The 21064-nt window shown below is 43.2% G+C and carries 17 protein-coding genes and 1 pseudogene; 11 read left to right on the top strand and 7 right to left on the bottom strand.

Going from position 1 to position 21064, the window contains the following annotated elements; translation table 11 throughout:
* The 8 genes from AX660_RS08060 to AX660_RS08025 form a co-directional block, all read left to right on the top strand.
* A partial coding sequence (locus AX660_RS08060; protein WP_131811768.1) for an SIMPL domain-containing protein occupies positions 1–427 on the top strand: 427 nt, incomplete at its 5' end.
* 75 nt (positions 428–502) lie between these two features.
* Positions 503–1552: a M28 family metallopeptidase gene (locus AX660_RS08055; RefSeq protein ID WP_068375031.1), complete on the top strand. Its 1050-nt coding sequence runs from the start codon at positions 503–505 to the stop codon at positions 1550–1552.
* 72 nt (positions 1553–1624) lie between these two features.
* Complete coding sequence (locus tag AX660_RS08050) at positions 1625–1939, top strand: cupin domain-containing protein (RefSeq protein ID WP_131811767.1); 315 nt, start codon at positions 1625–1627, stop codon at positions 1937–1939.
* Between the two features lie 100 nt (positions 1940–2039).
* Entirely contained in the window at positions 2040–2999 is a 960-nt protein-coding gene (locus AX660_RS08045; RefSeq protein ID WP_068375025.1) for an aspartyl/asparaginyl beta-hydroxylase domain-containing protein, read from the top strand.
* Positions 3000–3223: 224 nt separating this feature from the next.
* Positions 3224–7024 (top strand): bifunctional proline dehydrogenase/L-glutamate gamma-semialdehyde dehydrogenase PutA, encoded by a 3801-nt coding sequence (gene putA / locus AX660_RS08040; RefSeq protein ID WP_068375021.1) that lies wholly within the window; start codon positions 3224–3226, stop codon positions 7022–7024.
* 317 nt (positions 7025–7341) lie between these two features.
* Positions 7342–8748, top strand: coding sequence for a 3-isopropylmalate dehydratase large subunit (locus tag AX660_RS08035; RefSeq protein ID WP_068375016.1), 1407 nt, complete (start codon positions 7342–7344; stop codon positions 8746–8748).
* Positions 8745–9362, top strand: a complete 618-nt coding sequence (gene leuD, locus AX660_RS08030) for a 3-isopropylmalate dehydratase small subunit (protein WP_068375014.1) — start codon at positions 8745–8747, stop codon at positions 9360–9362. Before AX660_RS08035 ends, leuD begins: the two co-directional genes overlap by 4 nt.
* A 146-nt stretch (positions 9363–9508) precedes the next feature.
* Positions 9509–10399 carry a DUF4437 domain-containing protein gene (locus tag AX660_RS08025; RefSeq protein ID WP_068375011.1) on the top strand — a complete coding sequence of 297 codons (891 nt, stop codon included), beginning with the start codon at positions 9509–9511 and terminating at the stop codon, positions 10397–10399.
* Between the two features lie 70 nt (positions 10400–10469).
* On the opposite strand, the gene AX660_RS08020 is transcribed toward AX660_RS08025, so the two are convergent.
* From AX660_RS08020 to AX660_RS07990, 7 genes are all read right to left on the bottom strand, one after another.
* Positions 10470–11477, bottom strand: a complete 1008-nt coding sequence (locus AX660_RS08020) for a LysR family transcriptional regulator (RefSeq protein WP_131811766.1) — start codon at positions 11475–11477, stop codon at positions 10470–10472.
* A gap of 14 nt (positions 11478–11491) precedes the next feature.
* Positions 11492–12412 carry a hypothetical protein gene (locus tag AX660_RS08015; RefSeq protein WP_068375008.1) on the bottom strand — a complete coding sequence of 307 codons (921 nt, stop codon included), beginning with the start codon at positions 12410–12412 and terminating at the stop codon, positions 11492–11494.
* Between the two features lie 76 nt (positions 12413–12488).
* The gene (locus AX660_RS08010; RefSeq protein WP_068375005.1) at positions 12489–15155 is read right to left on the bottom strand and encodes a TonB-dependent receptor; all 2667 of its coding nucleotides are present in this window, start codon (positions 15153–15155) and stop codon (positions 12489–12491) included.
* Positions 15156–15673: 518 nt separating this feature from the next.
* The gene (locus AX660_RS08005) at positions 15674–16321 is read right to left on the bottom strand and encodes a glutathione S-transferase family protein (RefSeq protein ID WP_068374999.1); all 648 of its coding nucleotides are present in this window, start codon (positions 16319–16321) and stop codon (positions 15674–15676) included.
* Positions 16322–16357: 36 nt separating this feature from the next.
* Complete coding sequence (locus AX660_RS08000; protein WP_068374997.1) at positions 16358–17032, bottom strand: hypothetical protein; 675 nt, start codon at positions 17030–17032, stop codon at positions 16358–16360.
* Positions 17033–17121: 89 nt separating this feature from the next.
* Positions 17122–17616: a flavin reductase family protein gene (locus AX660_RS07995; RefSeq protein WP_068374993.1), complete on the bottom strand. Its 495-nt coding sequence runs from the start codon at positions 17614–17616 to the stop codon at positions 17122–17124.
* Positions 17617–17682: 66 nt separating this feature from the next.
* Positions 17683–18672 (bottom strand): hypothetical protein, encoded by a 990-nt coding sequence (locus AX660_RS07990; protein ID WP_068374989.1) that lies wholly within the window; start codon positions 18670–18672, stop codon positions 17683–17685.
* 233 nt (positions 18673–18905) lie between these two features.
* Here AX660_RS07990 and AX660_RS07985 point away from each other — a divergent pair, with 233 nt between their 5' ends.
* The 3 genes and pseudogenes from AX660_RS07985 to AX660_RS07975 form a co-directional block, all read left to right on the top strand.
* A complete protein-coding gene (locus tag AX660_RS07985) occupies positions 18906–19598 on the top strand; it encodes an isochorismatase family protein (protein ID WP_068374987.1) in 693 nt (230 codons plus the stop codon).
* A 44-nt stretch (positions 19599–19642) separates the two neighbouring features.
* Positions 19643–20626: a polysaccharide deacetylase family protein gene (locus tag AX660_RS07980; RefSeq protein ID WP_068374983.1), complete on the top strand. Its 984-nt coding sequence runs from the start codon at positions 19643–19645 to the stop codon at positions 20624–20626.
* Positions 20626–21064, top strand: a pseudogene (locus AX660_RS07975) (polysaccharide deacetylase family protein); the annotation flags it as partial. The gene AX660_RS07980 and the pseudogene AX660_RS07975, both read left to right, overlap by 1 nt.

Here is a 21064-nt window from a genome sequence, read left to right as displayed (position 1 = left end):
AAATACCCCCCCCGCCATTACTGACAAACTGGCTCAACAATATGGCGGGGATATGAACGCCAAATTCCGTTATACCGGCGTCCAAACTATCACTGTCTATTCCAGTGATGTAGACAAGGTACGTAAAGTCATGAGTTCGCTATCGTCATTAGGTAAAGAGGGCATAGTATTTATTGGTGATAATTATCAAGCTCAGGTGGAGTATTTGTTTAATCAATTGAACGAGGTTAAACCCGCGATGATAGAAGAGGCCACTAATAAAGCCCGTGAGGTCGCTCTAAAATTTGCCTCAGATTCAAACAGCCGTTTAGGCAAGATCAAACAAGCTTCCCAAGGTCAGTTCAGCATCACAGATCGTGATAAAAACAATCCGCACATTAAATTAGTCAGGGTGGTATCGACCGTGGAATATTATCTGGCTGATTAATTTTAATGTTGCAGGCAGCATTCCAAGGCAAACTGCATTTAAGTAAATTTAATATTTAATAAGGAAATATAAGGTATGAAAAAACGTCGTGTTTGTCTGGGATTAGTAGCATTGTTTGTTGCTTCGTCAGCATTTTCTCAAACGATGACGGTGATGGATTATCTGCAGAATATTGTTGGCGAAAAAGGCCTCGGCGCACGAGTTGCAGGCTCTGAACAAGAAAAACAAACGGCGGCCTATATTGAACAACAATGGTTGATGCAGGGTTTAGCTCCTACCGTCTCTAGCTTTACACTCAAAGACAATAAACACTCTGCAAATGTCGTCGTTGATATCAAGGGTAAGTCCGATAAAATTTTAATTATTGGTGGACATTATGATTCTACTGCTGCCAAAGAAGGTTCTTTGGGCGCAGCGGATAATGCGACAAGCACCGCTATTTTATTGGCGCTGAGTCAACATTTGCGCAAACAAAACTTGTCAGTCACTGTGCGTTTAATTGCCTTTGGTGCCGAAGAGTCAGGTTTGTTGGGCTCCAAAGCCTATGTAGCGCAATTAGGTGCTGATGAGATAAGCAATTTGCTGGGTATGATCAATTTAGATGGTGCAGTGGGTGGCGACAATTTGTATATCCACAGCGCCCACTCTGATCCATATAAATGTCCACAAAGCACCCAAGCGTATAGCAGTGATGCATCACTACGTGATGCCATGATGGTACAAGCAAAAAAGAGTTTTACCGACGCGAATCCTTTTGCATTACATCCCGCCTACCCAGGTTACCCAGAAGGTGAGGCGGGTGGTTGGTCTGATCACGCCCCTTTTGCCTGTATAGGTTTACCCGTGGTTGACTTAGAAGCGACTAATTTTTCCATCAACGGTAAAGAAGGATATGACGGTTATTCTCAGTCTACACATCCTGAGTTGTGGGATTGTTTTTCTACAGAAAAAATGGGCGCATGTGATCGAGAAAGCGAAACTAAATGGGGGGGCATCTGGCATACCCAGTATGATCGTCTAGATAAATTACTGCCTTTATTTGGCCAACGAATTGAAACGCAATTGGAACAAAACCTTAAGTTGTTGAGTGATTTTATTGAGTCCTATAATCCGCCTGCGGGTTAAATTATGCCATGTAATCAATTAAATAAAGGCTTGGGACGCTTCGGAATAAAGTACCTGGCTGTGCTGCTGGCTATGTTTGTGTCTGTTAGTGGCGCCAAGCCCAAACTAGGTAGTAAAGAAATTTTACTCGATAATGATAAAGTGCAAATTGTACGTTTAAGCTATCCGGTGGGCACAGAGTCGGGCATGCATAAACTTGATTACGCCAATCGCGCGGTTTATTTTGTTAAAGGGGGCAAACTGGAATTGGTGTATGCAGATCCACAAAAAGCCAGCATGGTATTAGTGGTAGAGGATGGTGCAGCTAGTTTGCAGCTTGCTGTTGAGCACAATGTTAAAAATATCGGCGATACAGAAATCGTGATCATCGAAACTGAAATAAAATAGGCTATTGCTTAATTGTTGCCATTTTCAAAGGCTAAACTGTTATGCTCATTGTCTATGAGTATTTTTTGATATTAACAAATAAAAACTAAAACAAATTGTAATGAAACTCCCACACGAATTTATCCAACTTCCTTACCGCTTTGATGTAGCGCGCTTACAACAAGAAGTACTGGCCTTTGATGAAACCCAGTGGGTTGCCCATCCAGATGGTTTTACGGGTAACAGTTCGTTACCGTTGGTGTCGGTAAAAGGCGAGGTGAATAATGAATTTTGTGGGCCGATGTTGGCTACTCAAGCTTTATTATCTGCTCCTTATTTACAGCAGGTAATTGCCTCTTTGGGCCAAGTCGTTGGTCGCTCACGTTTAATGCGTTTAGCACCAGGTACCGAAGTGCCAGTGCATACTGATACCAACTACCATTGGTACAAACGGGTTCGTATTCATATCCCGATTATTACCGACAGCGGCGTAACGTTTTTCAGTGAGCAAAACCAAGTTAATATGCAGGCGGGAGATACGTGGATCTTTGATTCGTGGAAGTACCACAGTGTCAGTAATCAAGGTTCAACTTTACGTGTTCACCTAGTGATCGATACTCATGGTAGTCCTGAGTTTTGGCATAAAATTAAAACTTTGGCTCAACCCATCGGCCAACAGCTTGAACATTTTTCACCCCAATCAATTCCATTTCGACCCGAGCGTACAGTTTCAATACTGACTGAAAAATACAATGCCAGTTTGATCATGCATCCCGGCGAAGTGGATTATATGGTGAGTGAGTTATTAGTTAATATTCAGCAACATAATCCAAATAAAGTAGAGCAATGCCAACGTATTGGGCAATTATTGACTGACTTAAGTTATCAATGGAAAACCCTGTGGTCGCTTTATGGTGATGAACAACAAGGCTGGATGAAGTACCAACAAGTTAGGCAACAGGCCTTTCAGTTTATAAAGTCATTGCCCGATGAACTCAATATCGACAATGGTACGTCGGCCAATACCGCCTTGATTTACTGTCTAATCGAACCGCTAATCAATATTCAACTAAGCCAGTAAAGCCTGCATGTTTACCCAAGCAACCTGAAACTCGTATCTTCAGGTTGTTTTTGTATATACAGCAAACCAAGCCCACTTAGCTTGAGACTCACTTGGCATCTTGGTACAGTGGTTTGCATATCCCGCTAATTGTCGATTTTCTGGCTCAGTATTGTTGCTTGAGTGGTCTATCATCATTATTTCCCCCAAATGCTAAGCATTCCATTAACTTGTTGAGGTTGCCTATGTTGTTTAACGGTTCATTAGTTACCGACTGTCCTATTCGCCAGAAGATCAGAAATTTTTATCGCATAGAAGAAAATCTTGCGGTGGATCACATACTGCCTGATGCCGAAGTCAATATGCGCGCGCGCAGCCGAGCTTGGGAGCGTGCACGTACTATGGTGCTGCGCATTAGGCGTGAGCAGGAAGGTCATGGTGGTATTGATGCATTGTTAAACGAATATTCACTGTCTACCGCAGAAGGTGTGGTGTTGATGTGTTTGGCAGAAGCTTTGTTGCGGGTGCCAGATAAAGCCACCCAAGACGAATTGATCCGCGACAAATTATCCAAAGGCCAATGGACTCCCCATTTAGGTGCCAGTGATTCGTTATTTGTGAATGCATCGTCATGGGGCTTGTTGATGACCGGTAGCATGGTTAATTACGCCGATAAACGTCAAAAAGAAAACTTTGGTGTACTGAAAAAATTGATCGGGCGCCTTGGGGAGCCAGTCATCCGTAAAGCCATGAACATCGCCATGAAAATCATGGGCAAACAGTTTGTGATGGGTGAGAACATCAAGGATGCAGTAGTGAGAGCGCAAGAAAAAGAGCGCAATGGTTATGTGTATTCTTACGATATGTTAGGTGAGGGGGCACGCACGGCCAAAGATGCCCAGCGTTATTACGATGCTTATGCCAAAGCCATCGAAGTCATAGGTAAAGCCGCCGCAGGCAAGGGCCCACGCCGCAGTCCAGGCATATCCGTTAAATTATCGGCTATTCATCCACGTTATGAATTTACTCATCGCGAGCGCGTTTTGGCTGAGATCCCGGCCAAACTTAAAGCCTTATGTTTAATGGCAAAAAAATATGACATTGGCCTGACGATCGATGCTGAAGAGTCAGAACGTTTAGATATTTCCCTCGATATCATTGAAATAGTATTTAGTGATCCCGAGCTTGAAAACTGGACGGGATTTGGTTTGGCGGTGCAGGCTTATCAAAAACGCGCATTATATGTGATTGATTGGTTGCGTGAACTAACCAAACGCTCGGGTCGTAAAATGATGGTGCGTTTAGTAAAAGGTGCCTATTGGGATACCGAAATTAAAAATGCACAAAAAGATGGACTGGATCACTTTCCGGTGTTTACCCGTAAGTCGTCTACTGATGTCAGTTACCATGCCTGTGCTAATCGTTTACTTGATTATCGCGATACTATTTATCCGCAGTTTGCTACCCACAATGCCTATACCGCGTCGGTGATCATTGAATTAGCCGGTGATGACAAAGAGGGTTTTGAGTTTCAATGTCTGCATGGCATGGGCGATACCTTGTACGACCAAATTGTCACGGTAGATAATATACAGTGCCGGGTGTATGCACCTGTGGGTGAACACGAAGACTTATTGGCCTATTTAGTCAGGCGTTTATTAGAAAACGGTGCTAATTCGTCTTTTGTGAATGCCATAGTGGATGACAGACGGCCAGTCGAGTCTTTACTTGAAGATCCCGTTGAAAAAACTCAGCGTTTAAAACGTAAATATAATGGCCAAATTGCCATGCCTATCGACTTATATGGCAATGAGCGTTTTAACTCTAAAGGCATGGATCTTAGCGACATCAATACTCTTGAGCCTTTAAAAAATACCTTGGATCGCTGGTTTAATCTCAAACGTTTAAACAGTGAGGCTATACCGGCAGACTGCCATGCAGTGCGCAACCCCGCTGATCACAGCGAAATCATTGCTTATCATCGTTATGACAATAGTCAGCAGATGTTGGCTAAATTAGAAACGGCCCAACAGGCTTTTACGCCATGGTCACAAACTCCTGTCGCAGAGCGCGCTAGTTTGCTTTTGCGCACCAGTGATATTCTCGAAAGGCACATGGACGAGTTAATCGGGCTGTGTATTAAAGAGGCAGGTAAAGTTGCGCAAGATGGCATCGACGAAGTACGCGAAGCCGTGGATTTTTGCCGTTATTATGCGGCTAGAGCCAAAGAGTTGGTCGAAGATGAAAGGTTAGCACCCCGTGGCGTGGTGTTATGTATCAGCCCTTGGAATTTCCCTTTAGCCATCTTTTTAGGTCAAGTGGCAGCAGCCATCGTTACCGGCAACACCGTTATAGCTAAACCGGCCGAACAAACCGGCTTGATAGCCATTCGGGCAGTTGAACTAATGGAGTCAGTTGGTTTGCCTGAAGGGGTATTGCAACTGGTTATCAGTCCAGGCTCAGAAGTGGGTAAAGTCTTATTACCTGACGAGCGTATTAAAGCCGTGATGTTTACTGGCTCAACCCAAACCGGTACCTTAATTTCACAAATTCTGGCCAGCCGTGGTGGTGAGCAAGTACCACTTATTGCTGAAACAGGTGGGCAAAACTGCATGATTGTGGACTCTACTGCGTTGCCTGAGCAAGTCGTAGACGATGTGATTGCCTCGGGCTTTCAAAGTGCTGGGCAGCGTTGTTCAGCCTTACGTATTTTGTATCTACAAGAAGACATCGCAGATGATGTCACCGAAATGTTGATTGGAGCTTTGCAAGAGTTAACGGTGGGCGATCCGGCATTACTTGCCACCGATATTGGCCCTGTTATAGACAACAAAGCCCTAAATGCGCTGAACGAACATGTCGCCGATATGCAAGACAAAGCCACCTTGTTGTATGAATGCAAAATGGAAAACATACCGGCCGACTCTACGTTTTTTGCACCACGTTTGTATCAAATTGACAATATTAATGTGTTGCAACGCGAAGTATTTGGCCCTTGCGTACATATCATTCGTTTTAAAGCCAAAGATATAAATAAGGTGGTAGAACAAATTAATTCCACAGGTTTTGGTTTGACCATGGGGATCCACTCGCGCATTGAAGAGCGTGCTGCCGAACTGGCTAGTTTGTCTCGTGCGGGCAATGTATATATTAACCGCAATATGATTGGCGCTATTGTGGGCGTGCAACCTTTTGGTGGACGAGGTTTGTCTGGTACTGGCCCCAAAGCTGGTGGACCACATTATTTGTCACGTTTGATGATTGAAAAAGCCACACCCAAAACCATAAATGCTGATTATCAACCAGATCAAGATTTAGCTTTATTAAGTGATGATAAAGGCCGCCAGCAAGCGGGTGAGATCATGCAAAAAGCCGTTGCTGCCGAGCATGAATGGCGTTTGACAGTGCTAAATACTCGAGTATCAGCGGTACGTCAGTTACTTGCTAAAATATCCAAAGTGGATATTGTTGAGGACTTGGCAGAGGATTTAAATCGCACACTATCTACAGCCCGTTCACAACTGATCAGTATTGAAAGGCGCTTAAATAAACCCAAAGTCTTGCCTGGGCCAACGGGCGAATCTAACTTGCTGTACCTTGAGCCGCGTGGGATCTTGGTATGTTTTGCTGATAAAAATGTCACCTTCGAATATTGGGCTCTTTCTGTAGTGACCGCTTTAGCTACCGGCAACGTGGTTATCTCTGTGGTATCTGATTTGTTTTATGATGAAGCCTTGGAATTGCGTAAGCAGTTTATCGCCACAGGCTCTCCAGATGGCGTGCTACAAGTGGCAAAACTGGCTCATCTCGAAGCCCTATTATCTGAGCCTAAACTAGCCGGTGTGGTTATCGACAGTCATAGCGCCCGTAGTGCCTTTATCACCCATAAACTAGCCCAGCGTGAAGGGGCGATACTGCCGGTAATAAGTGCTGAATATAATGACAACCTCATTCAACGTTTATTAACCGAAAAAACCGTGAGTACCGATACCACTGCATCGGGTGGCAATACCTCATTGATGACCTTGGTAGAAGATGACGAGTAGTTACGCTGAGACTCAACCTTAAGATATTGGCAAGTTATGCCTTATTAACAGCCCAAATTTTTGGGCTGTTAAGTTTTTGCCCCTGTTTTTTAGTTGCCGTTAAACCTATTACGTCATTTTCTTTCTGAACTGTTTTAGTTTAGTACTTCACGTTCACTTATCACCAAGCTTTACCCCTCTGGCCAAATCTTGACTATTAATAATCTTTGCTGATTTTAGTCGATTCAATGAACAAAAAATGACATTCTCTAGTACAAATGATATAACAGTATATCTTTATATCTTATTTGACGCTTTTGGGAATGAGTTAGCTAAAAATGGCACTGACCTTATTTGATAAATTATGGGCCGATCATGAAGTGGCGATATTGGAAGACAATGTTTCGCTGCTGTATATCGACCGAATATTTTTGCATGAACGCACGGGTTCCATCGCTTTAGAGAGTCTAGTGGCCGATGGGCGAATGGTGCGTAACCCAGAAAAAGTGTTTTGCAGTATGGATCATATTGTTGATACCCATGTAGGTAGAACTGACGAGACGCTGGTGCCGAGTGGTAAACAGTTTATTCAATCTACCCGCAAAGCGAGTCATGCCGCGGGCATTAAGTTATTTGATATTAACGATCCTTGGCAAGGTATCGTGCATGTTATCTCGCCAGAGTTGGGCATAGTGCAACCCGGTTGCACATTGATATGCCCAGACAGTCATACCTGCTCGCAAGGGGCCTTAGGTGCATTGGCATGGGGCGTAGGTTCGAGCGAAGCCGAACACGCTATGGCGACTAATACCTTAGTGGTTAAACGCCCTAAAAATATGCGGGTTAATCTTGTTGGTCAGCTACCTGTTGGTATTACCGCCAAAGATTTGGTCTTACATCTCATTGCTCAATATGGGGCAGCAGGAGGCTCAGGTTGTGCCATTGAGTTTGCCGGAGAAGTGGTTGAAGCACTGAGTATTGAAGCCCGTTTAACCTTGTGCAACATGGCTGTGGAGTTCTCGGCCTTTACTGGCTTGATCGCGCCTGACCATAAAGCCTTTGATTATATCCAAGGTAAACCATATGCGCCTAAAGGTAAGCAGTGGGAAGAGGCCATGGTGTATTGGGCGGGTTTATATACGGATGCTGATGCGGTGTTTGATAAACAAATAACGATAGATTGCAGTCATTTAGCGCCGGTTGTGAGCTGGGGAACCAGCCCTCAACATGCCTGTAGTGTGCTGGATAAAGTGCCTAATATGCCCACCAATATTGAGGCAGGCGATGAGGCAAGTTATTTACGAGCATATGAGTATATGGATCTGCATCCCGGCCAAGCTATAGATAGTATTGTTATTGATGCGGCTTTTATCGGTTCATGCACCAATAGCCGTATCACTGATCTCCGTGAAGCGGCAGCAATATTAGTGGGCCGAAAGGTCGCAAATGGTGTTAAAGCCATATGTGTACCTGGCTCTAAAGCCGTGAAACGTATGGCCGAAGCAGAAGGTTTAGATAAAATTTTTATTCAAGCTGGCTTTGATTGGCGTGAGCCCGGTTGTTCGATGTGCTTTTTTGCTGGTGGTGAAAATTTCGGTTTTCGTAAACGGGTTATCAGTAGTACCAATCGCAACTTTGAAGGCCGCCAAGGACCGGAAACTCGCACGCATTTGGCCAGCCCGATCACCGTTGCGGCTTCTGCTATTGCGGGACGTATTGCCGATCCTAGGGAGTATTTACTGTGAAGCCCTTAGTCATGCATAGCGGTGTGACCGCTGCGATATTACGCACCAATATTGATACTGATGCCATTATCCCTTCGAGAGAAATGAAGTTAGTCTCAAAACAAGGTTTAGGCGAAGGTTTGTTTGCTAGCTGGCGTTATACCGAAGCGGGCGGACGTACACCAAATCCAGACTTTATTCTCAACAAAGCTGCGTATAAAAATACCAGTATCTTATTGTCAGGTAAAAACTTTGGCTGCGGCTCGTCGCGAGAACACGCCGTGTGGGCTTTAGCAGAATATGGTATTCGGGTGATTATCGCGCCTAGTTTTGGCGCTATTTTTTATGGTAACTGCATACGTAACGGGATCTTACCTGTGACTTTGTCTGATGAGCTGATTGTTGAACTCGCTGAGCAAATACAAGATCCACAGAAACACCAACTCACGGTGGATTTAATAAACAAGGTGGTTATTTCTGCCACTGGGCTTAGCTACCCGTTTGTTATCGCCAATGGCTGTCAAACTATGTTGTTAGAAGGTTTAGATCAGATTGGTGTGACCATGAAGAGTGGTAAAACTATCCAAATGTTTGAACAAAGTTATCGGCAAAAGAGATCTTGGCTGTTTGAGTGAATGCAGCCAAAAAACGTACAGTTACAAGGATAAAGGGTATAGAGTTTTGTCTATGTAAAGCATAACTAATATCTATTTTTAGCTAACTCAACAAAGTGATTATTATAGTGCCATAAAGGTATGGCAATAAATGTAAGGAAAAGGTTATGCGTCCTCATGTAGAAATGGTTGATGAAAAAGATTTAATTTGGCATCCCTCAGAATTAGTTGGCGGAAAAGGCTCGGCACGTCAGCGTCATTTAAGTTATGACGAGGAGGATGGCTCGGTTTCTGCCAAGGTATTATTTGATACCAATTGGACGCGTCCAGCAGGGGTACATGTTGCCCAAACTGAGTGGTATGTGTTGAGTGGCGAAGTGAAAATTGGTGATGAGGTATTAACTGAAGGTGGTTATTGGTGTACACCTCCTGGTGTTGTTTGCCCGGCGCTTTCGGTTAAAGCTGGCAGCGAAATACTCTATTTTCGCGAGTTTGGCGATTGGCAATTTGAAGAATGCGTGCAAAACAAAGATTTTGTGCGTGAAGATCAAGAGCTTGTCATCAAACACAGTAATTTAATGGAATGGATACCTGTAGAAATTGGCAGCCCAATGGACTTTTCGGCAGGTGGCACGCCAGTTCCTGGCTTATTTATTAAACTGTTGTTCCGAGATAAAAAGACCGATTTTTATACCCGTTTGATTAGAGCAAAACCGGGTTGGGTTGAACATCCTTTAGCCCATCATCCGGTTTATGAAGAAGCCTATACTCTACAAGGCTCTTTTGAGTTTAATTTTGGTCAACAATGGCCGGGGGTTTATTTTTTCCGCCCAGCCTTAGTGCGTCATGGTGATTTTGTCTCAGGTCCTGAGGGTACTACTTGGTTACTACGTTGTGATGGTCGTTTAGTCGATTGGTACACTGACAACGCCAAGATGGAAATGCATGGTGATCCGGTCAATTGGGGACCTGCTTATCCCGGCACTCAAGCACCTGTGCCCTTACAACCGGTGCGCTCTCGTTCTGTGGGGCCGATGAAGGACCCTTATTACACTTAATATTGTGTTCAAAATATCAGTGTGAATAGGCCCTCATTAATTGAGGGTTTATTGGGTATAATGGCAAGGTTTAACGGGTGGGTAATTTAGGTTTGTGATTTTTCTCCCAGTATTGGGTCGCCTCATCCACCATGTTTTTCCCTTCACCCAATAAATAATCCCGACACAGCTTTGCTATTACAGAAAAGACTTTATCTTTACGGTTAACCACATGCCAATTGTCGCTCAGCGGAAACCCTTCTACGGGCAGTTGCACGACGTCTTTTTGATTACCCTCATCTAAGCTTAATGCCGGTACTATTGCTAAACCCATACGCGCTAACACCGCATGTTTAATACCTTCATTGCTGGCAATATTAATGTGTTTATCTAGGCTATGACCAAGTTTGGCCAGTTGTAACTCAGTGGCCAAACGAGTGCCTGAACCTTCTTCCCGTAGAATAAATAGCTCGTTACTGAGGTCTTGCCACGTCAGCGATGATTGTGCCGCCAGCGGGTGAGAATGAGGTGCAATAAGCACTAAATGATTGATACCCATAGAAGTCGCTTCAATGTCTTGCTCTTGGGGTGGGTAGCCAAAAATGTACAAATCATCGAGATTTTGCTGCATACGCTGCAGGATGTTTTTGCGATTACCAAATTCCAGTGAAATTTCAATTTGTGGATAACGTCGACAAAAAGGCCCGAGCAAATGGGGGCTAAAATATTCTGCTGAGCTCACTATACCTATACTTAATTTTCCCAGTAGCAAACCTTGCAACTGGTTGAGCGACATTTCTAAACGGTCGGTACAGGCAAAAATCTCTTTAGCATGGGCAAACACCAATTCTCCCGCATGGGTTAAAGTCATGCGTCGCCCCACCATTTCATATAAGGGTAGACCTATACTTTCAGCCAGTTTGCGCATTTGCATAGAAACACTGGGTTGGCTGAGGTGCAGACGTTCTGCTGCCGCAACGATACCACCTGTTTCTGCGACTGCCATGAGGATTTCTAGTTGGCGAAAGGTGCCAATCCGGGAGGCTAATCTGCCTTTGGGGAAAAGTGGCTTATTATTGTTAGTGTAATCGTTATCCACTGGCACCTTTGCGCTTATTTAGCAGACTTGCCTGTTTCGGGGTTAACAGGTGTAAGCCAGATAAACCGAGCCAAGACGATGAAGACCGCAATAGTTAATAAACATGAAATGGGGTTTTGATCAGGTCTCACCCAATATTCGCTATAAAGTCCCCATAAGGTTGCTATTTCAAAGTTGTACCAACTTACCCCAGCGGCGCCGATGGCATAACGGATCATCAAACCCACTTCGTTTTGTTTGCTTTGTTTGTACAATAAAAATAACGACCACACTAAAATCGCGGCACTGAGTACATAGGTGAAGACATGGTTCAAGCCGGCCACTCTGGGATCTAAAGTCGTAATCATTAATACGTACATAAACCAGGTAACATAGAGATATTCATTAAAAGCGATACGTGCGGTTTGTGGTTTTAAACCTTGAGTAGGTTTACCTATGCCTTCTCTAAAACCTAAGGTTTTTCTAATCCACAATAACATCCTACAGCGCATGTCTTTTTGAAACATGGTAATGATTAAGGTGATTATTAAGAATAAGCCTGACATTTCTAAAATAACGTGGGAGCCCAACAGGGCAGGTGTACCTGCGGCATCTTTGATCATAGGTATGGCGTTTTGATGTTCAAAAAAATCAAGGCCCATTTCAAACCATGAGTCCCACACCAATATGCCACCAAAAAGGCCCATTAACGAACCTTTCACTTCGTCCATTTTTAAGCCTTTAAACACCAATACTACACCAAGGCAACCGACGCAGAATGCGATAAGGTATTTCCACAAAAAATCGGGTGGGAACATATAGATCATGGTTACCACATACATATGGCTTAAGGGTTTTTGCAAAGTAACGAAGAAATAAACGATTAGTGCCATTAACAAAGTATTTTTACGAATTGAAAATGATGCTGATGAGTGAGTTACTGCAGGGCTATTCATAAGCTCTCCTTTACTGCTAAAAAAGAAAAGGAGTACTCGAGAGTACTCCTTTAATATTCTATATCACTTAGTTTACTTAAAACTCGAAGCTTAATCGCACGCCAGCAGTTCTGCCTTGAGGAAGGGTTGTGCCGACTGTAAACGGTACTGCTTGCCCATCAGGGAAGAATCCATAATCTACATATCCAATAGCAGACTTGATTTTATCGTCATCCAACAGATTTTCAACATATGCAGTCACAGTCCAGCTTTCACCTTGCAAACCAGCAGACAGATCCCATTCCCAATAAGCTGGGAGTTGGGCAAATCCGCCGCGGTCAACATAACGCTCAGAGCGATATTGGCCAAACAATTCAACAAAAGAATGTAGTTCACCCAAAGCAAAGGTATAACGTGCGTTAACCGTACCTGAATGCTTAGAAGATAAGGGTAAACGTTGGCCTGCAAAATCCCCGTCCACATTACCCGCCATCATTTTGTCTACGTCACTAACTTTTGCGCCTACTATATCGGAAGTTTGCAATATTTCGGACAAATTGAAGTTTGTGTATTTGGCATCAGAATATAAATATGCCATCGCAATTCTTAAGCCCTGTGTTGCTTGCCATACAGAATCGAGCTCAATACCCTTAACTTCACTTTCACCCGCATTGATAACCGATACGTTGGCTATGCCTAAACTATTGGTAAAAGTGAAAGGGGTTTGTTGATCCGTGTACTTCCAATAAAATGCCGACAAGTTGACCGATGCATTGTTTTCAATTGAAAAAGCTTTGGTTCCAATTTCGTAAGCCAGCAATTTTTCTGGTTTATATACACCATCTCTCACATCACCATTGGCATCTGTTGTTGCCACACCGCCAGGTTTAAAGCCTTTAGATACCGACGCATAACTAAACACGGTTTCGTTAATTTGATAGTCGATACTGAAGCGCGGTAAAAAGGCGGTATTAGCCACACTGTTAGCGGTTTTGTAATCAGGATTGGGTATCATCGACATAGTCACTGGGTCAAATTTGACGCTATTGTCAATGTAAAACGCATCAAAGGTTCTATTGTCGGCATCACCGGTATAATCAATGGTTTCATCAATATAACGACCTTCAAATGCGAGGTTCATTTTATCAGTGGCGGCCCAGTTGATTAAACCTGCTACTGACCAATGTTTGGTATCACGAGTCAGAGGGGTTACTTTGTTTTGGCCAGCAGGTAAAGGAGCATTTTTAATATCGGTGATGAAGCTAGTAAATGGTGAACGACCTAGTTGGGCTAATACGGTAGGCTCATGAGACCCTTCACGTAACCAGAATTGAGTACCAAAACCGGCTTTCATTTTTTCTTGCCAGACTAACGCTGAGCTTACCCAAGAAATTGAATCAGATTCGCCACTTAAACGAAATTCTTGGCTGATTTGTTCCAAATCAAAAGTGGTATTGGTATCAGCTTGAAAACCATATTGTGACCATGCTGGAGCGCCAAACTGCGGCATACCAACTGGATCGGCGTAAAGGCCATAATTTGTGCCATCAAAATCTTCTTGGACTGATGAGTCACTTCTGGTTAATGCCGTATTGGAGGTAAAATCAATACCATCACCTTCCCATACAAATTCTAATGACGCACGGGTATTTTTAATATCAGTACCACGAAAATCTTTACCAGTTAAGGGATCTAATGACAGATCAATTTGGCTTGCATCAGCAGTGATTTCACCGGTGACCATAGGGCGACAGTCTGGCTGCGCCGATAAACCTAAACCTAAGAAAGGAATGACACGATTAAAGGAGTTCCAATAGGGTCTGACTTCTGCTTGACTACAATCTACTCCACTGCCATCGGCATTAAATGCATAGGGTAGCATTTTAGAACCTTGGGCAGAATTGACCGAACCTGTGGCAAATACGTTACCAGGAGCATTAACCGACAGCATGCTTCTTATGGCCGCATTAGGGCGTTGGCCATAGTGTTCATCAGAACTTTCTGCACGAAAATAAACAGAGATATCGTCACTTGGAAGGTAATAAGCGGAAATCGCAAAACCTTGGGATTCACTGTCGCCTAACAGCGCATTGCTGTTTGGATTGGTATATTCACCGTCACTGCTTGAATCAACCACTTTGATTTTAGCGGCTAATTTTTCGCTAAGACCACCTTCTACCGTAACCGCCACATCTCGAGTGCCATATTGTGCTAAGTTGACATCAACTTTAGCGCCGGGTTCAAAACTAGGGCGTTTAGTTACGTAGTTTATCGCACCAGCAAAAGCACTACGACCGTAGTTAACACTTTGTGGGCCTTTGACTACTTCGACTTGTTGTAAATCGAGTAACTTCATATTGGCAGTCATACCACCACCAGATAAAGTCATGGTTTCGGATGATACGTCTATGCCATCAATCAATACTGCAACGTTAGGGCGTCCACGGTCGATAGTAAGACCGCGAATAGTTGGGCGAGTATCGTTAGGGCCAGCTCCAATATCAAAAGTTAGACCGTTGATATATTTAGCGACATCTTCAGAAGACTTAATACCTTTTTCTTCTATCTCTCTATTGGTAATTGCTGAAATAGCCAAAGGAATAGTTTCTAAGGTCTCCGCCATCTTACGGGTATTTACTTCAATCCGTTCGATAAGGATTTCTTGATCCTTAGTATCATGTTCTTGGGCATGGGCAATTCCATTTAGACCTGCTTGCGCCATGATAAGCGTAATCGCTAAGGTGAGCTTTTTCTTCTGATACATGTTCCACTCCTGATGGTCACAGATTCTTATTTGATCCGCTTTTTCGTTGTGATTATTAACCAAACTTGTTGGTGAATTAATAACCTGCCTGAACTTTAATCTACATGCTTTGTTATAATGATGCAATATTAAAACAAATATAATGTTATGCTTATAGGACAAATGCGTTGTTTTTGTTGTTAAGTTATTGAATTTAATTGATATTTATTTTAATTAAGTTGTGCTGTTTAGCAGGCTGCTTGCAATTTATACAAACTATTTTGCTTGAAATCACCCATTATTCAGGCTTGTTTTAAGCAAATGATATAGGCATGAATAAACAAAATCGCGAACGAAAGAAGAGAGTTTAGTAACGAGCCGAAAACTACGTTTTTTGCATGTATTTGCATAGAGTTATGCAGCAAAATGATGACTTTAATCTACATGAAGTGAGAGCAAAGCTAATGGTTTTCGCTCATCCTCTCGCCATTTAAAATACACTTTTTAGTGGGGAGGTAAAATCTACAAAACGGCTTTAACTATTTTTTATTTGCCATAAAGATTGCTAAGGCTGTACGCATTTCTTCCATCCCTTGTTTGACACAGACATCTTCATTGACCCAATGCCACCAACTAGCTAACCCAGGATAGTTTTGCAATATATTGGCGCAACCAAACAACTTGGGTGTTTCAATGGCAAATAGCAGATTAGTGGCTAAAGCAATGTCACCGATATTAAGTTTACGCTCACTAAAAGCGGGCAGAGAGTTTAATAACTTTTCGCCCTTGGCTAATTCTTTGTTGATAGCGGCTAGCTCTTTGTCCACATCTATAACACCGCCCATTAACAAACTAACAAACATTGGAAATAGCACGGGAGATAAATGCATATCGGCATAACGTGCCAGCATATTGATATGGGCGATGCCTAAAGGATCCTTGGGACGAAGTGAAATCTCAGGAAACCTAGCCTCCAAATATTCCATAATCGCCCACGACTCACTGATAGAGCCGCCTTCATCTAATATGAGCACTGGAATTTTGGCTAAAGGATATTTAGCTGCAAATTCAGCAGTGCGTAAGGGAGGCTCGGTAGGGGCAATAATGTCAATTGGCAGGTCTTTTTTACGAATTTGAATTCGTACCCGTGTTGAGTAAGGGGAAAAGTTACTGCTTAATAGTTGCATTGTTTTGCTCTCTAGTTTTGGCTTGGTGACTAATATTTAGGGATTAATTAAGTGCATGCCCAAGGCGGTATTGACCAATAAACCCAGCCAAATCAAATACACAAAAGGTCGTACTCTGGCTAAGCAAGCTTGCAACTCGCCGTCAATTTGTGGATTTGGCCCTTGTTGCATCATTTGCATAAACGCTGGCACGAAGGGTTTTAACATCACTCTAATTCCTAAACCACAGGCGACTAATGCAGCAAAGATGATGAGTTTCCAAGCCAGAAAATCCACCAAGATAATGGACTTATCGCCTAACAAAGATTGGCCCGCAAAATATAAACACAACGCGATAATCACCAACCTAAAATTGAAATCGAAACGGGTGAGTGGTGCTACAAAAGCTTTACCATGGCCAAAATGAATAGCCAGTACCATGGTCAACCACAAGCCACAAAGTAGCCATGTTGCCACCATTGCCCATAACGGTATGCTCATTAAGCCCACGTTATAGGCCATTTGTATGCCTGGGCCTAAAATCAACGCCATGCAAATTCTAGGACCTTGATCGACACCCATCATAATACTGAGCGCAGTTGAACGCTGTTGGGCAGTAAGTCCGGCTTTAGCAACATATTTTGATGCGTAAAAGGTGCCTAAATCACCACCTAACCAATACACAAATAAGATAAGGTGTAGCAGTTTTAAAACTAAATAAGAGTCAGCCATAAATGTAATTTTCTTAAACCATTTAGAAGAAAAGCATAAACAATCTTATGCAAACGAGCCTTGGCAGCGTTAAAACCTGCCATGGCGCATTAAGCACTGTGTACCACTTTGGCATAACTACCTGAGTGGAAAATCAACGGTTGGTTGCATTCCCGTGTTTCATATTCAAGTACTCGACCCACCAAGATCACATGATCGCCACCGTCGTATTGATGTTGGCAAATACACTGAAAACGCGCGCTAAATTGGGGTAATAAGGGCACTTCACCCTGTCCTTGGGTCAGGGCTAAATCGGCAAATTTATCCGCCCCTTGTTTGGCAAAGTGATTCGATAAAGCTTGTTGATGTTCACTCAGTATATGAACGGCAAAATGATGACCTTCTCCAAAAGCATCAACTGAGCGAGCAGTTTTACTTAGACTCCACAAAATAAGCGGAGGATCTAAGGATACTGAGTTAAAACTACTGGCGGTTACACCAATGTTTTCACCTTTATCGTTTTTAGTGGTGATAATGGTGACACCAGTTGGAAATTTTCCTAAAGCACGGCGAAAAGCCATGGGATCAAATTCGGGTTGAGTCATAAGTGCTCCAGTAACGAATTGACTAACAACCAAGCCAACTCAGCACAAGGCTGAGTGTCAGCCTGCTTATTTTATATATTTCGCGGTTAATACATTGGCGCTGGGCGTCCAGTCCAATACACCAAAGGCGGTAAATTTTTCATCATTAGATTGATAAAACTGCCAAACACAGCACAAATCATGGTTATCGTTGATCAGTGTATCGCGGCTTTTTAGTTTAAAGGCCTCGCCATAAAAATGCTGAGTACTCCACAGATAACGCCCATAAGCACGACCATTACCAAATACGTCAGGACCTTCAAAGGTATGTACTGCATCAACCCGTGAACGTTTATAAGTAAAAGTACGCTCAATAGCACCTTTCATCGTGACGGTAACTTCTGCACTGCGCAGTGTTAGTGGCTTGTAGTCAATCACAACATGGCTATCACCCAAACGTTGTTGTTTGTTGTCATAAACTTCAAAGGTACCTGTCCATTGGCCTGCATCTTTGACTGGCAAAATAAATGGTTTTTTAGCGGCTTCACGCTCAGAGGCTAAAAAGTTAGCGACCTTTTGTTGTTCTTGTGGATTATTTTTGTGATCTTGAGTGACAACATATAAACCGTTAAACACAGCAACTAAGGTATCGGCTTCAAACAATTGTGACGAATACACCTGTAAACCATGTTCAGGCAAAATCAGATTCACTGTGCGTAAGTCAGTATTCCAACCTGGCGAATAATAATTAGAGTCGACTAACAAACCATAGGGTTTACCCGCGCCAACAAAGTCAGGGCCGCAGTAGACTCGGTCTTGGTCAGAATCGATTACGCCAAATTCAAAACGAGCACCCGCCGTATCAAAACGGTTGCGCAGGGGGCCGGAGTTTTGGAAATTCGTTTCCATCCAATAGGTAACTTTATCGCCTTCAAACACACTGGCACGGTTAACTTTGTTAAAACCCGTATGGCCACCATCAACATCAAATACCGAGGGCAGCCCATGCCATTCACCGGTAATAGCTTGCTGAAATTTACTGGGTTGTTGCTCGTTAGCGCTTTTATTATCTGGCATAGTCATTACTCTTTTTAAATCGTTTTGGTCGGTAGTGATATGTGTGACATGCTGATGCGTCACAACTTGCTGTATTTGAATAAGGTATTTACTACTTTAACCAGCATTAATTAATGCGCACTTTATAATAGACCCAATGTTATATCAATGCTACTTTACACTTATTGAACAAATAGACTCAAATCGCATTTAATACATTTTTAAAAGTGAACAATAGTATTGTGGAGATTTTTATGGAAATGTCGTCAAAAACCGCCAGAGAAATATACGCTGAAGTTAAAAGTAATCCTGCTCGGAAAAAGTTTGGTTTTGGTAAAAAAGCCGCCTTAATTAACATTGATCCACAAAAAGCCTATACCTGCGTAGGCGAATTTAAAACTGCCTATGAAACCGATCCACGCCAGTTGGAATATATCAACGAGCTTGCCAAAAAGTTCAGAGCGAAAGGTTGGCCAGTGGTGTGGACTCATGTTGCTTATATGCAAGACGCTTCAGACGCTGGAATTTGGGGCACACGTACCGATACCGAAGATTCCTTACAAAATATTAAGTTTGGATCGCGGCGCAGTGAGTTTGACGACCGTTTGGAGATTGATCGGGTTAAGGATGTGATTTATCTGAAAAAAATGCCCTCGGCGTTTTTTGAAACCCAGTTACAGTCCTTATTAGTCTGGCATCAAGTTGACACTGTTATTTTAACGGGCGGCTCTACCTCAGGTTGTATCCGTGCGACTGCTGTAGATGCCTTATCTCGAGGTTATCGCACCATAGTGCCCGAAGAATGTGTGGCCGATAAACACGAAAGTTATCACTTTGCTAATTTAACCGACTTGTTACTTAAATATGCCGATGTAGAAGACGTGAGTAGCGTTTATCAGTGGTTAGATGGCAGCACACCGGAAGAGCTGAGTGTTATTGCGGACTAGGCCGCAATTTTAACAGTAGTGGTGATACAAGGTCGAGACAACAGATGAAAGCAAATCCTCAATTTTATGATTATTGGCCCTATGAAAATCGGCCGAAAATACAATGGCCCAATGGCGCTAAACTGGCCTTTTGGGTGGCGCCCAATATTGAATTTTACGAATTAAATCCACCGGTTAATCCACAGCGAGCCGCTTGGCCTCAGCCTTATCCGGCAATCCAAGGTTATGGTATTCGGGATTACGGCAATCGGGTAGGGCATATGCGCCAAATGCAGTTGCTAGATAAATATGGTATTCGGGGTTCAATTTCTTTGTCTACCGCTTTGTGTGAACATCACCCTGAAATCATTGAAATGTGTAAAGAGCGCCAGTGGGAGTTTTTCAGTCACGGTATTTACAATACCCGTTATACCTATGGCATGAGTGAGCAACAAGAGCGCGAGATGATCAAAGACTCGATGGCCACTATTTATCAACATACCGGCCAACATTGTGCTGGTTATTTGGCACCCGCTTTGTCCCATTCTGAACATACTTTAGATCTCTTTGCCGAAGTAGGTACTGAGTTGTTTGGCCGTGATTCAGGGCGTTGGCAAGGTAAGGAAAGTGCAGGTATTTACACCTGTGATTTGTTTCATGATGATCAACCCACCCCCATTCATACCCGCAGCAATAAACGTTTTGTGTCGGTGCCTTACTCTTTGGAAATGAATGACACCATTGCCTACGTAGTTAACAAAGTAGAGCCCCGTCGTTATGGCGAAATGCTCAAACATAATTTTGATCGTTTGTATCAAGAAGGTAATGAGTCGGGCACAGTGATGTGTATTCCAACTCATAATTACCAGGTTAGTTGCCCCCATCGTTTAAAAGCCTTTGAAGAGGCCCTCGATTACATCACTAGTCACCCCGATGTATGGGTGACAACTGGTCGTGAAATTGCTGAGTATTATTTAGAGCATTGTTATGACGCTGCCCTTGGCAGTATTAAACAAAGCCAACAAGCTGTTAGTCCAGGGAGTCTGTGATGTCAACAAACACCGTGTTACCCGCTGATTATTTAAGCTATGCCAAACGGGCTTACGGCATGGATCATGATTTTTATACTTGGTCGATGTTGCATGAACGTAAAAAAATACAATGGCCAGCAGGTAAAAAACTGGCCCTGTGGCTAAACGTGAGTGTGGAATTTTTTCCTATGGATCAAAAAGGCATGCCCTTTAAAGTCCCCGGTGGCATGACGATGCCTTATCCTGATCTGCGCCATTTTAGTTTGCGTGATTATGGCAATAGAGTAGGTATATTCCGGCTGTTAAAGGCCATCGATCACTATAAAGTAAAACCCACTTTCTCGATAAATAGCCGCATGGTGGAGCAAGCGCCATATCTAGTACAGAGGTTAGCCAAACGCGGTGATGAAATTTTGTGCCAAGGCTGGGACATGGACTCCATTCATTGGGGGAATG

Source organism: Paraglaciecola hydrolytica (assembly GCF_001565895.1).
Classification (GTDB): domain Bacteria; phylum Pseudomonadota; class Gammaproteobacteria; order Enterobacterales; family Alteromonadaceae; genus Paraglaciecola; species Paraglaciecola hydrolytica.
Note: the sequence above shows the minus strand (reverse complement) of the source record. Positions and strands in the feature narration are given on the sequence as shown.

Coding starts and splice junctions, on each gene's coding strand:
- AX660_RS08000 (WP_068374997.1), bottom strand. CDS start 17,032: ATGGCTGACTCTTATTTAGTTTTAAAACTGCTACACCTTATCTTATTT.
- AX660_RS08050 (WP_131811767.1), top strand. CDS start 1,625: ATGTTTGTGTCTGTTAGTGGCGCCAAGCCCAAACTAGGTAGTAAAGAA.
- putA (WP_068375021.1), top strand. CDS start 3,224: ATGTTGTTTAACGGTTCATTAGTTACCGACTGTCCTATTCGCCAGAAG.
- AX660_RS08045 (WP_068375025.1), top strand. CDS start 2,040: ATGAAACTCCCACACGAATTTATCCAACTTCCTTACCGCTTTGATGTA.
- AX660_RS08035 (WP_068375016.1), top strand. CDS start 7,342: ATGGCACTGACCTTATTTGATAAATTATGGGCCGATCATGAAGTGGCG.
- AX660_RS08055 (WP_068375031.1), top strand. CDS start 503: ATGAAAAAACGTCGTGTTTGTCTGGGATTAGTAGCATTGTTTGTTGCT.
- AX660_RS07990 (WP_068374989.1), bottom strand. CDS start 18,672: ATGCCAGATAATAAAAGCGCTAACGAGCAACAACCCAGTAAATTTCAG.
- AX660_RS08025 (WP_068375011.1), top strand. CDS start 9,509: ATGCGTCCTCATGTAGAAATGGTTGATGAAAAAGATTTAATTTGGCAT.
- AX660_RS07995 (WP_068374993.1), bottom strand. CDS start 17,616: ATGACTCAACCCGAATTTGATCCCATGGCTTTTCGCCGTGCTTTAGGA.
- AX660_RS08005 (WP_068374999.1), bottom strand. CDS start 16,321: ATGCAACTATTAAGCAGTAACTTTTCCCCTTACTCAACACGGGTACGA.
- AX660_RS07985 (WP_068374987.1), top strand. CDS start 18,906: ATGGAAATGTCGTCAAAAACCGCCAGAGAAATATACGCTGAAGTTAAA.
- AX660_RS08010 (WP_068375005.1), bottom strand. CDS start 15,155: ATGTATCAGAAGAAAAAGCTCACCTTAGCGATTACGCTTATCATGGCG.
- AX660_RS07980 (WP_068374983.1), top strand. CDS start 19,643: ATGAAAGCAAATCCTCAATTTTATGATTATTGGCCCTATGAAAATCGG.
- AX660_RS08015 (WP_068375008.1), bottom strand. CDS start 12,412: ATGAATAGCCCTGCAGTAACTCACTCATCAGCATCATTTTCAATTCGT.